Consider the following 12,665-nt stretch of genomic DNA (forward strand, 5'->3'; position numbering starts at 1 on the left):
TCTACTATTGTCTAATTATATGAATTTTGTCGTCTTTCGTTGAAAATTCTAGGATATAGTTGTTATTCTTAAGAAAGTTCAGGATTTCCGTATCAAGCTCTCCATCTTCAAATTCATTGTGTCCACCAAATAACCGGTCATACGATGAACCTAAATTTGGTAATTGTTCAAAAAGTACAGCAGGTTCGGTACTCAACATTAATCGCTTAAACAAGGCGACTTTTTTTGGCAGGTCTGCTCCACTTTCCAATAATGCAAATGATATATCTGGATTAATAGTGGTTAGATTTTTATTTACTATTTTAGTAAGAGCTATCTCTGCAATTTTTGAATTGGTCCTGAAATCCGAAGTGTCAATCATTTCGATTATTTTCAACTCACTTTCTGACGATAGTCCATTTTGACTTAGTATACCGATAAAATCATCTACTTGTAGGTCATAATTATCACTTTCCTTAAAAAAATACTGAATCTCTTTAATAATTAGTTCATAGGCTAAAGCTCTATCAATTTGCTTAATGATAGAAACATTTTGGGGTTTAAATATTACTAGGTTCTTTTCAATTAGTATCTTTAGTTTAACAGGGTCAGGGGATAGGTACCCAACGTCGTCGATAAGGGAGAATGAATTAGAAAGTTTCTCAAATGTATTTTCCGTTACTTCTGTATTAAGAGATAACTCACGAACAAATTGTCTCAATAAATCATTCTGTCCAGATAAAGCACCAATATAAAGTTTGTCTACTATTTGGCCTGCTTCCATTGAATCTATCAACCCTATCAGAAAACTATCTAACCCAAAGTGTTCATGATAATATAATATATTTGTCCAGTCTAATTTTATTTTTTTATTCGTTAGGAGCTCTTGGGGAATCTTTATGTCCAGTTCGCCCTCTGAACTTTTCACCGGTATAGATGATAAATCTTGCAAAAGAAAATTGAGTTCGACAATGATTGTATTTTTTCTGTCAATAGAAATATTATCGCTGTTGAGTAGATTTATTATTACATCCTCATCTTCAATAACTGTATGCGGGCCGCTGAGAATTAAATCTAATCCATAGTTAGAATATATGTTTAGATAGTTAATTAATGCCTCGCATCCCGACTGCAAAATATCCGAAATCGAAAACTCTACTTCGGTTTCGGCTCGTAATTTTACTTTTGATTTTTTGAGTAATATAGTCAATATATTGTCGTAACGCTGTTCATAACTGTTGTTTTCGACCAAAAAGTCCAATGCCTCTTTAGATGAATGTTTTTCAATGGTACTGATTTTCAAGTTCCTTTCCTGAATATATAGTTGGAGTTTTTTAACAACATTAAGATCCTTACTGACTTTAGTGTTTATATTGAAATACCATTTTTCAATAAATAATGATATAGAATTTTCAAAATCCAAACTCGAAAGATTCGCAATAGTGCAAGATCTCAAGATACTTATAAACCATTCAATTTGTACCTCGATGGAATCTGAGAAATAAAGCACTGTGCTTTTCCAAAATTCTAGCCAGGTAATGCACACATAATGAAAGAAAGATCCTTCTGCATCGCCTTCCATACGAGAAGCTTCAAGGAATTGCCAAGTTTCCGGATTTGGTAATCGAAGTTGATCCAACACAGCCTGAAGTTGGTGTTTATAACTGATGTTATGTTGCACCATCCAATTTATTAAGCCGAAATTTAGCACATCCTTATGCATATAGTCGTCTAAACTTAGCCTTATAGTTATTTCATTATAATTTGAAAGTGCAAAACTGTAAGGAGCATTAGTAGTATTGTTATTTCTGTTTTTTACACCAATGAGAAATAGTTGATCATTTTTCTTTAATGTACCTTCGTAAAAGTTTGAAATATAGAGTGGATAAAGTTCGTCGATTGACCCACGCTCCAGCAGATATACCAGTAACTTTTCATTGCCTATATTTTTGCTAAACTTATCAATTGAATATGATTTTAATAACTCGGAAATCGAAAGTCCTTTGAGTTGCTGGTTTTCTGTTGATTTTTTTCTGTGGAGTTCTTTTGAGTTAATAATTTTCAACCCTTTTTCTTCGACCATTTTTGCCCGTTGTTCGTAGGTGTTTTTTGAGTCTACCTCATTTTCAATATTCTTAAAAGTGATATCGGAGCTTCTTGTATGACCATTAGTATTATAATAGATGATTGGATTTGCTCTCATTAATTGAAGAAAATTTTCGTCTAAACACGCCGATGAAATCGTTACACGACCATTAATGTAAAAGGCATCAAAATCTGTAATTTTAGAAAGGATTTTTAATACGTAAATAGCATTGAGTTCGTTCTTGTTTTGAGCAACTTCAGTTTCTAGTTGGGTTATTTTTTCTTCGAATTCAGTTATTTCGCTATCAATGGTTAATGATATATCCTTTAAGGACTCCTGTTTTTTTGAGAATACATCAAAGATCATTCCTTTTCCCAAATGTAAATCTGAAAAATCTACGGGATATATATTTTTGTAGGCGATTATTCCCATAAGTTTGTGTTGGGCATCTATACTCAATTTTTTCCGATAAACGCAGTATTCGTTGTAAATATTCTTTACCATTCTCATGTCATTTATAAACAAACCGATTGTATAAATGAAATCCTGTTTAAGATGGCCAATTATATTATTGTCAGCAAGCATTTGAAAAAGATAATCGCCTGCATTCGACGAATTGACAATTGGGACAATTGGTATAATAAAATCAAAAAACTTTGTTCTATCTCCGACGATGAATAGATCATCTTTAATTGCATAAATGAAGACTATCGGTTTTTTTGTAATTTGCTCAGAGTGATTAAGAAGTTGATTTAATTCACGTAGTTTTGAAAAGATTTCAGTATCTCTAAACCTATCCAGGTCTTCAATTATTAATCCATCATATTTTGTGGCTTGAAAGAAATAAATTAGCTCGTCAAAGTGGGCATTTAAAACGGATTGACCGCCTTCGCCCTCAACTTCGAGGTTATTTGACGATAGTTTTATTTTGTTGAAATTGAATCTGCGAAAAATTCTAATTCCTTTACTAATTATAAATATGGTGCCAATAAAGAAAATAAGATAAGATAGCACGGAAAACAAAAAATCATATTTAAATAAAAATCTGTCAACAACATCAATCCTCTTTTTTAAGCCTATATCATAAAGGAACGTAATGGCTGCAACCCAAACGACAAAAAGGGTTAAATTTAAGAATAGCCGGTTTCGGCTTAAACCGACTATCCTTTTGAATCTTGAATCAGGTATGGCGTTTTGCGGTTTGTTATAGAAGATTTGTTGAAGTATACTTAGTTCAATGGCTGAATGGTCAATAGGAATTCCATTTGTATTACCCCCATTGGCAACAGTTGCATTTCCGAAGGTAGCAAGTGAAACATTTAAGAATTTGTATTCTGGGTACTTGCTTTGAAAACTCAGTAATACACTACTTTTTCCTGAACCGTACGGACCCGTTAGGGCGATATTTTTAATCGTCTTGGAATTTAACGCCCATTTTAGGGCGTCAAAATAATCTTTGCCATCTGCGTCAGATATAGTGGAGTTAGGGGCTAAAGAGGCATATGATATTTCAGGTATTTCTATTGGAGAAGCCTGCTTATTCGACAGTTTAAGAAAGTATTTTGATAATTCTGATAACCAATTTGATATTCTCAAAGTCAGTTTGTTATCATTCATGGTAAAGAAGTGTTTTAGAATGAAGACAATTTAAAACTTTAAACTATGTTTTTTAGATTTTAGTCTTGATAGTTTATTTTGGATTTTTATCCTTTCTCATTGGATTTTTCTTTCCAGCTATCAAGCATCTCAAAGATGAAGTCTAAATCCAAATCCCGACTACTACTTTGTTGCCCGGATTTAATTATTTCGTCAAATAATCCAGCTTTAATAATATTATAGTTTCTTTCAATTCTAGTGCTAATTATTTGGTTTTGGGAATCTTCAAAACTCAATTTTCCTTTAGAATTTTCATTTACCATTCGCCTAAAAGTTTCTGGATTAAAATCCATATTCAAAATCTCGGGATAATCACAGGTTCTTATGTAATTAAAATGATCGAATACAGACTTCTTCAAATTTTGAAGTTTTTCGTCCACGACTTCCAATAAGGCAGAAAGCCTTGATAAATCTCTTTTAATCGTATCTGGAATACTCTCCTCATTTTTATAAAATAAGGTATGCGACGTTTCTGCCCAAATATGCTCTGCCAATGTTCTTACTTGTATTTCAATTCTTTTCTCTCCATGATCCCTCCAATCTGGTGTGGCGAGCCATTCTTTTTTGACTCCAACAATCAAATGGACCGAATTATATCCAAATTTATCATAGTCTCTTCTCCTCGATTTAATAGTAGTTTTGTCATCAAATTCGTCTTTGATAATAGAAATTACTTTTTCTCTATCTTCAGGAAATACTACTACTATTCTTATCCCAACTAAGTCGTTCAATTCTAATATAGACTCTTTAATTCTATATCTGGTTGATTCATGTTTATCTTTTATAGAATCGAGACTTTTCAATCTTGCTGAGATCTCGAAAGCTAATGGTATACCTTCCACCGAAATAATGTGTTCAACTGTTCTCTTAAATTCCTTCAAGAAAGCCTTGTATCCAATTTCATTTTTTTGATATTGTTCTTCAAATAATTTATTTAAAGCGATATAATCCATTAGATAGCCTTTTAGTAAAGATATTATTAGTACGTAAGATATAAACAAAATAAGGTTTAAAACTATATCTTTACGAAAAAAGTAATGGGGAAATTTTCAATATCCAATAGCAGTAATGGAGAATATCACTTCTTTCTAAAGGCCGGCAATGGCCAAGTGATCTTAGCCAGCGAAGGTTATAGTACTCGGGCAGCCTGCGAGAATGGTGTTGAATCTGTAAGGATAAATGCACCTGACGAAGCTCGTTACGAACGGAGAACATCAAAAAACGGCAAGCACTATTTCAACTTGAAAGCCAGAAACGGTCAGGTCATTGGGACAAGTGAAATGTATGAAAGTCAGGCTGCGATGGAAAACGGCATTGAATCTGTCAAGAAAAATGCTCCAAATGCTATTGTCGAAGATCAAAATTTATAGTAATTATTGGAAATGGAAGCTTTACTCGGTTTACTTTATGCTTATTGAAGAAAGCATGATTTAAGTGAATGCTGACAACTAAATCAGCTATTTCAGAGCCAATAAACAATCCTTTCAGACCAACAATTTTTCGGAGACCGTCCTGAGTTTGGAAAGAGATACGACGATTATCAGCATAAAGTGTATTCCCTGATTTTCATCCTGATGTGGTATAACGATCAAATATTACAGTTTTCTCATCTAACAAAATCACCGAAGCATCTACTGTGTCTGAAGGTGAACAGCAATATGATCTTTTTTGTTCTTGGTCGCTCCGTTAAGATGTTCGCATCCTTCACAATTCAGTATCGAACTCCCAAATTGATTGACAGTATATCTTCCCTTTTGTAATTTTTGATATAAAAGCCAGTGGGTCGCTATATTAAGTCATTACCGCGAGGAGTGCTTAGGTATCGGGATCTTGGCTCCAATCAATTTCCTTATTTAGCCATCCGACCCCATTACATCAAATTTCGAAGTCTTTTATAAAGCCAGCGCCCATCAGCTCCGTGAAGTTGTATTTAGAAATGGCATCAACAATATTATGATAAAGTGCATGGCCCAATTCGTGACGTTGTTCTACCTTCAGCAAGCTTTTATACTTTTTGTAGCTTAATGAGATATCGATTGTAAGGTATCGATCCTTTTTGTCATAGCGTTTAAAGGTTTTCCTTTCTATATCTTCCGGCAGGCACCTTAATGCTATTCCGATTACTGCTGGAGTGTCTATTGTATCATATTTTTCAGTAACGCGCTCACAAACCGAATCTAATTCGTCTCTCAAACTTAAAATTGAATGCAAATAGGTGTCAACATTAAGGGATAGCTCCATGAATACGTAAATTAATACAATAGCAGTAAGCTTTTGAGTCTGCCGGTCTGGCCGATATTTAAATCTAAATGGTTGATAATCAGATCTGGCTATTTTTCGTTAGCTGATCAAATTTTCAGCTACCTAAATTACAAGTATTTTGTTTTACTACTCTGCCGAATTTATCCTCATTTCCTCGCTCGTCAAAAAAGCCTGCAATAGTTAAGGTAGATATTTCTCCTTTAATGACTATTTAAATTGTGTAAGCTTTTTTGCAAACTGTTTTTTAACATCATTTTCAAAGCTATCCAAATAATTTTCGGTAGTGTTCTTGTTATGATGGCCTAATATCTCCTGGATAAATTCTGTCGTGGCTCCAGACCGCTTCAGAGTGGTAGCCGTAGTATGGCGGCATTCAGCATTGCCTGCCTTTTTTTTAATGCCCAATGCCTTGACAACATTTTTCATTCCGTCGCAAATAAATTTCGCAAGGGAGCATACCCGCATGTGTTGCTTTAGTAAATCCTCGCCGGGAACAAGTACCGGGAATATATAGCTATTGGGATTTCGGTCTTTGTTACCCCATTCGTTAATAATTCGGTGCATATCTTCGGTGATGTAAGCTGTTATTAACTTAGGGTCATTACGGGTTTCCCGCTCGGTTTTTGCCCTCGTAAAGATTATGTAATCCTCGTCTATATTCCTGTACTTAAGATAAGCGAAATCTTTGGGATTAAGACCATTACACAGATAACTGAAAAGCCAGTAATCACGTGCTTTTCTATCGAACTCATTTTCCGGTTTGAATTCATAGATGCTCTGAACTTCGCTAATATCCAGAGCCTTTTTAATATTACGCGAGGTCGGAATTTTGTATTTCCTTTTTCCGAAAGGGTAACATTTATCCCCTTTAATTATCTTGTCTTCAATAGCTTCATTAAAGACAGATCTAAGTGAACGAAGTTTGATTCCTACTGTAGTTTTTGAACGCCCTTTGATATCGATCATCATCCTCTCATACTGATGTAGATAGCTTACTGTAATTGTTTCAAATTGTACGTTACCCCTAAACCGTTTAAGGGAATAATATGCATCTTGATAATTTAGCGCGCTACCGATCCGTCCCTCGGCCAATAGCTGTTTAATGTATTTCTGGAAAGTATATGAAATGTAATCAGTACCTGGGTGGGGCTCTTTTAATATTTTAAATCTTTTTCGATAGGGGTTAAGCCAATCTTCTTCTTCCTCTGAGGCTTCAGGTCTCGTTGTAGTTCTTCGCTTTTTAAAATGTGGGTTATCCTTGATAAAATCCCTTTCAAATTCCTGAAACGTGATATCGCCATAGTCGCTAATAAATTTTCTCGAATCCGTTTCAATTTCTTTTATTCTCTGTTTTATTTCTTTTAGACTATCGCTTATCCTTGGGGCTGATAACTTATTATAGTCTTCTTCTGAAAGGTCGTAAATTGTTGAATACATTTCTACCTCATTCCCATCCAACCTGACGCGTAATTTTAACGGATATTTTTCATTAGTTTTGATTCTTCGTTTGTCTAAAACGATACCGATGCTGTTTGACATTATTAACTGCTTTTTTCAGTTTCACAATTCCTTTCCCCCATTAGTTATTTGCACAAAAAATTGCACAAAAAACGCGGTTAATCATCATAAAAGAATGAGCAACTAAATTAAGCAGAAATACGTAAATAATTGATAATTAAACAATTAAGTTAAAATACATTAACTTAAATAAAGATAAGAAAACCAGAATACGGGACTCAAAATCTTGTTTTCGAAAGGGAGTGCAGGTTCGATTCCTGTTCTGGGCACCCAAAAGGCTTGTAAGTAATTGACTTACAAGCCTTTTTTTGTTTGTGCGAATGCCGTTTTTCTGCTATCAACCACTATTGTTGACAAGCATTTGACAAGCAAAATGACAAGCAGAAAACTTCACTATTTAAGCCACCGTACGACATTTTACCGGTAGTTGTCTTTAAAAAAGGCAAGCTGATTTTTGGACCGAAACATTTGACAGTGTTGCTTGTCAAAATGTACCTGACACCATTGGGATGTTCAAAACTTCAGAAAAATTCATTTTCCCGTATTTACACGCTTATTCTTCAAACCTTTCACTGTGGCGGATATTACCTGTCACAGGCATCTTGTTTGACTGAATGGATTACATCACCTAAAACCATGTGTGTATGAATTTCATTGGGATAAAGAACAGAAAAGGTATAAGATCTATTATTATTACGACTTAGGACGTGGAAAAGGTCAACGCCCAGCAATGGGAATTTTTACATATGTCAATCCTAAAACCCAGATAGAACGAAATCATAACAAGGAAACCAAACAGCTTCTGGAAGTAAAAAAAGGACAGGCTACTCTTGATAGGCAAGCGATAGGTACGCCGTTTATCCCTAAGCATAAGTTGCGGGAGAATTTCCTGAACTATTATGCTGAATATGTAAAAAAAAATAAAAGGGAAAACAATAAGCATCTCTATTATAGTCTCTACACTTCCGGAATTTTATCAATTCGGAATATCTATCTCCAATAGACATCACTGAAGATTTATGTAAAGACTTTCGGCAATATTTACTGGACCGGCTAATCGGAGCACGCCCCGCCAACTATTTCCGGCCATTTCGCAGAATGCTCAGAGCTGCAACCAAAGCAGGATACTTTATAAACAATCCGGTAGAAGATGTACTGAGTAAAGAAAAAAAGAATAAACCCAGAAAGGCCAATTTGGAAGCAGAAGATTATCTTAATTGCTTAGCACGTTACACTTTAATGAAGAAATCAGAGATGCGTTTATTGTGTTTTGCTATCAGGGCTTCAGATATTGTGATGTTAGCATCTTTTTCTGGGAATATATCAATCTTGATAAAAATTTTGCAGAAATCATCCAGGAGAAAACTGATGTGCCTGTGTTAGTAGCGCTGCACCCTATCACACGGAAAATACTCTGGGATAGATATAATCGGTTGAAACCGGAAGGGCGCAGTTTTTAATCTACCGTCGCTGCGGGCCTGTAATTATGCGCTGGAGGTCTGCTGTAAAAATGCTGGTACTACCAGTCATATTACCTGGCATTGCGCGAGATTAAGTTTTTCTGTGCTGTTGCAGGATAACCAGGTAGAGGCTGGATGATCTCCCAATGGGCATTGCGATGCCGGAAGCCACTGGTAATATGCTTAAACCCGATGCCGACCACATATAATACTTCCGGTTTTTTTGGATGGCGCAGTTCCACTCCCAGTCGCCATAGTGACTTGCTGAAAGGGTGTGCCTGAAAGGAAGCGCCGCGATATTGTTGTCGTAGTGCGTTAGCGGCATTGATGTCAGTGATTAATTTCATCGTATTTCGCAATTATAGTGATGGGGAAGCCATTCACCAGTGTAAATCGATAGATGAATAATAATGATCAAGTCGTTCAAAGTCCCCTTCTTCATCACATTCCAATATATACTCCAGGGCTTTGGGGGCATCCAGATCCCCACTGGTTTGCAGGTAGGGGATCGTGGCAGGCACGTCCATAAAGAGAACCAGCTGTATGTCTACGCCGCAGAATGTATCAAAATCGGTATTTTTTGCTTTCCAGATGAGCAAGCAATCTTCAGTTTGCCGGTGAAGCGCCACCAGCAGGCAGGCAAACATGATATCTTCGATACCTGCATCATCTGGTTGTGCCTTACGCAGGTCTACCAATGAATCAAGCAGTGCAATGGCGAAATCGCGGTGGGGGTAAAGGAGCAGGTAATCGTATACCTGGCGCTTATTACTGATCATCCATGCAATGCAGGCAGCAGGGATATTGTGGTGTTTGTTAAAATGATTTATTATGGTTACAATTTCCATTATCGGTCCTATTTAAAAGGGCGGTTGTTTTCAGGGTCTGGTTCTCTTATTACCTCCGACAGACATATTACTTTGTCTTTTAGCAACAGGTCTATCATGGACAAAATAGTAATGTCCAGATCGGCAGGGATTTCCTTTTTATATTTGCTGACCACGTAATAGGCATACTCACCAATCGTCAGCTTGCCTGAAGCGCCCAGAAAAACCATCTGCGGCCAAGGATCCAGGGTGATCATTCGGGGAGCATGGCTATCGATGATTGTTATTATATCGTTGTTAATCCAATGCCACTTTGCGGTGCGGTAAAAGTACAGATCCTTTAGCGGAGACTTTTTCAACGCCTCAAAGTCTGGAACGACCGGTTTGGACGGGTTAAAGAAATTGAATTTCATAAGTATCGGATATGTAAAGTTAACCGGATAAAATGAATTATCATAGGTACCGTCTAGGATAGCAGGTCAGATTTCTTTTTAGCGCCAAAAGTTCCCTTATCGACATCGGCGAGGAACTGGTCTGTACTATCAATGAAAGGACCGTATCAATCGGCGTTCTGATATTTCTTCTTCTGTAGATATATAGTTGCGAAGGTTATCCGCTTTATGTCACATGCGGTGTTGGATGAGAGATCCTTGTTTGTGGTTTTGCTCATATTTTATTGTGTGATTGTTGGCGGGGAAAAACCTTTGGTTTCCATACAGTGAATTTGGCATTCTTAATTTAGTTAATTTGTAGGGTTATTTATTGTTTGCTATGAAACAAAGACAACCTATCATCGATGATATCCGTAGGCTAGAAGCAAAGGTTAACTTGCTCAACGATAAGTTGGATAGACTAATGGAGGCCCAGGGTATTAAACTGGAGAAGACGCCTGAGCAGGTAGATAAAGAGGAGGAGAAGAAACGTAAAGTTCGTGAGCGTCAGCAGGCTAAAGTATTACGAGAGCAGCAATTCAAAGTGAGGACCAGTAAAATTGTCGAAGATCTACGTCTTTGTTTACTTGTTGGCTACGAGCTGCAGGCAAAATTTAACCTGCTTACAAGACCATCTGCTGATAGAATACGGCAATATCAGCAGACAAATAATCCCAGGGCATTTGATGGGTTGAAAAGGAGGAATAATGGATAAATTCGTAAGGGTAGAAGGGATTGTATCAAAGAGTGTTGAGAAATTGCTGATCTCTAGCTTGGGCAAATGGCCTATTTATTCAAATAGCCTTATTCTTTTTTTCAATTATTCAGATTTTGATATCCCAATGGGAGTGAAGTTTCTATACCTGGTTGATAATGAGTCCAGGAAAGTAATGTATCCTATCCAGGGAGAACTGGTACAGATTACACAATCGTTTCTTAAACCCTTTGATGAAATCCCTCATGGGCACAAGACAATTTGCGAAATTAAATTGGATGATCCCTCGTTAAGATTACTTCAGTCAAAATTGCCGGTGATAAATGCGTGGGGAGGCGTGAGAAAAATGTTTTTGTTGGCTACTGGAAAAGAAATAAATGAAGATGGAGAGCAGGGTAGTGATTGCTTATAAAATCTGGATGTTTACGATTCGTATCCCCCCAGATGTTATAAACAAGATCTCGCCGATGGTATGACTATGCCGCATGGAAACTGGAACATGTTCGGCGGCGCAGCGGCGATCATTTCCAACAGTCATGATATGGTGAATTATGTAAAAGCAAATATTGACGAGACGCTGCCTTCGATCCGGCTTTCCCATAAACAGACCTTTACTGATGGTGATTTTACACTGGGCCTGGGCTGGCAGATTACCGGCAGTACTATCAATGGCACCCGCATATGGAAAAGCGGGGGAGCGCTGGGCTTCCGCAGTTACTGCGCCGTGTTGCCTGATAAAAAGACCGGTCTGATCTGGCTTTCAAACCGGTCAGACCTTGCAGACGATGAAATCGCAGTAATGGTCGATCAGATATTGTCGGCCGCTAAACAATAGTCTAAATTCGGATTGACCTATCCAAAGGGTGGATATGGCTTCCGGGACTTGAGCAGTTAAATATAATCCTTGATCACCTGAAATGAGGAGTTGCCTTCTTCATCAAAAATCTGTTTTCCGCAATCCTGACATACATCGTCGGTTATCTTTTCTCCCCGTTTCACCTGCCAGATATTCATACTGCCACAGTCGCAGTTCACCGTGTAAAGAACCTCGCCACTTAAACTGCCGAACGCAGTAAATCTCCAGACAGGATCTGATTGCTTTTTCAATCCGGCAGCGTCACTTTGCTTTATCAAACCAATATAGTAGCTGTCATTCCCGATATCCAATAAAACAACCGTTAAACCGGTCTTTTTTTGTTGTGCCTGAAAACTTTTCAACAGAAGGGGTACGCTGTCTCCGGCATTGATACTTTCCTTCTTAACAGCATCTCTTAGTTTACCATATGGAGTTTCAATGTCAATACTTGTTCCGGGTAACAGGACCGCTGCCCTGCCCTGAAGGAATTTGCCGATCTGAAACTCGTGTTCTTCTCCCTTCCAATCCACCTGTAGCAATATGCCGTGATCCAATAGATAGGCGAGTAAATCCTCATGACTGGTAAACGATTGCTGTGCCATAGCTTCCTGTTCTTTAGGATCCATAAGCAATTGGCTAAATTTCGTATTCATATCTTTATGCGCGTTTTTTTTGTCAGTGTTCCCCTTTCCTGAACTCAGATCTATTTTAATTCATTTTTTGCGCCGGGGCTAATCATTTTAAACTGTTCTATATCCTCAATATGCGACAGGATAATTGATTCTGTATACATGATTTATTCTTAAACAGGTAAATAGATCATAAAGGCCCATCAAGGGGTAACCTATAAGGGTGCTGACTACAGCAATATACTA

At 37.1% G+C, this 12,665-nt stretch carries 12 protein-coding genes and 1 pseudogene; 5 read left to right on the plus strand and 8 right to left on the minus strand.

Features of this window, described 5'->3' with window-relative positions:
* Window positions 1–4: 4 nt before the first annotated feature.
* Both AB6805_RS13925 and AB6805_RS13930 read right to left on the minus strand, forming a co-directional pair.
* Complete coding sequence (locus AB6805_RS13925) at window positions 5–3,682, minus strand: hypothetical protein (protein ID WP_370910031.1); 3,678 nt, start codon at window positions 3,680–3,682, stop codon at window positions 5–7.
* A gap of 86 nt (window positions 3,683–3,768) precedes the next feature.
* Window positions 3,769–4,674, minus strand: coding sequence for a GTP pyrophosphokinase family protein (locus AB6805_RS13930; RefSeq protein ID WP_370910032.1), 906 nt, complete (start codon window positions 4,672–4,674; stop codon window positions 3,769–3,771).
* Window positions 4,675–4,758: 84 nt separating this feature from the next.
* Here AB6805_RS13930 and AB6805_RS13935 point away from each other — a divergent pair, with 84 nt between their 5' ends.
* Entirely contained in the window at window positions 4,759–5,091 is a 333-nt protein-coding gene (locus AB6805_RS13935) for a YegP family protein (RefSeq protein WP_370910033.1), read from the plus strand.
* A gap of 505 nt (window positions 5,092–5,596) precedes the next feature.
* Here AB6805_RS13935 and AB6805_RS13940 read toward each other — a convergent pair.
* A complete protein-coding gene (locus AB6805_RS13940; RefSeq protein ID WP_370910034.1) occupies window positions 5,597–5,962 on the minus strand; it encodes a hypothetical protein in 366 nt (121 codons plus the stop codon).
* A gap of 228 nt (window positions 5,963–6,190) precedes the next feature.
* Window positions 6,191–7,522 carry a tyrosine-type recombinase/integrase gene (locus tag AB6805_RS13945; protein ID WP_370910035.1) on the minus strand — a complete coding sequence of 444 codons (1,332 nt, stop codon included), beginning with the start codon at window positions 7,520–7,522 and terminating at the stop codon, window positions 6,191–6,193.
* A gap of 951 nt (window positions 7,523–8,473) precedes the next feature.
* Between AB6805_RS13945 and AB6805_RS13950 the strand changes: the two are divergent.
* Window positions 8,474–8,884 (plus strand): annotated as a pseudogene (locus AB6805_RS13950) (phage integrase SAM-like domain-containing protein); the annotation flags it as partial.
* A gap of 148 nt (window positions 8,885–9,032) precedes the next feature.
* On the opposite strand, the gene AB6805_RS13955 reads toward AB6805_RS13950, so the two are convergent.
* The 3 genes from AB6805_RS13955 to AB6805_RS13965 are packed head-to-tail and all read right to left on the minus strand — an operon-like array spanning window position 9,033 to window position 10,201.
* A complete protein-coding gene (locus tag AB6805_RS13955; protein ID WP_370910036.1) occupies window positions 9,033–9,308 on the minus strand; it encodes a hypothetical protein in 276 nt (91 codons plus the stop codon).
* 33 nt (window positions 9,309–9,341) lie between these two features.
* A complete protein-coding gene (locus AB6805_RS13960; protein ID WP_370910037.1) occupies window positions 9,342–9,809 on the minus strand; it encodes a hypothetical protein in 468 nt (155 codons plus the stop codon).
* Window positions 9,810–9,817: 8 nt separating this feature from the next.
* Window positions 9,818–10,201, minus strand: coding sequence for a hypothetical protein (locus tag AB6805_RS13965; protein WP_370910038.1), 384 nt, complete (start codon window positions 10,199–10,201; stop codon window positions 9,818–9,820).
* A 358-nt stretch (window positions 10,202–10,559) separates the two neighbouring features.
* On the opposite strand from AB6805_RS13965, the gene AB6805_RS13970 reads away from it, so the two are divergent.
* The 3 genes from AB6805_RS13970 to AB6805_RS13980 are packed head-to-tail and all read left to right on the plus strand — an operon-like array spanning window position 10,560 to window position 11,769.
* The gene (locus tag AB6805_RS13970; protein ID WP_370910039.1) at window positions 10,560–10,934 is read left to right on the plus strand and encodes a hypothetical protein; all 375 of its coding nucleotides are present in this window, start codon (window positions 10,560–10,562) and stop codon (window positions 10,932–10,934) included.
* Window positions 10,927–11,346, plus strand: a complete 420-nt coding sequence (locus tag AB6805_RS13975; RefSeq protein ID WP_370910040.1) for a hypothetical protein — start codon at window positions 10,927–10,929, stop codon at window positions 11,344–11,346. Before AB6805_RS13970 ends, AB6805_RS13975 begins: the two co-directional genes overlap by 8 nt.
* 3 nt (window positions 11,347–11,349) lie before the next feature.
* Complete coding sequence (locus AB6805_RS13980; RefSeq protein ID WP_370910408.1) at window positions 11,350–11,769, plus strand: serine hydrolase; 420 nt, start codon at window positions 11,350–11,352, stop codon at window positions 11,767–11,769.
* Window positions 11,770–11,825: 56 nt separating this feature from the next.
* On the opposite strand, the gene AB6805_RS13985 is transcribed toward AB6805_RS13980, so the two are convergent.
* Entirely contained in the window at window positions 11,826–12,443 is a 618-nt protein-coding gene (locus AB6805_RS13985; RefSeq protein ID WP_370910041.1) for a hypothetical protein, read from the minus strand.
* Between the last annotated feature and the right edge of the window lie 222 nt (window positions 12,444–12,665).

The organism is Chitinophaga sp. RCC_12, from assembly GCF_041360695.1.
Lineage (GTDB): Bacteria > Bacteroidota > Bacteroidia > Chitinophagales > Chitinophagaceae > Chitinophaga.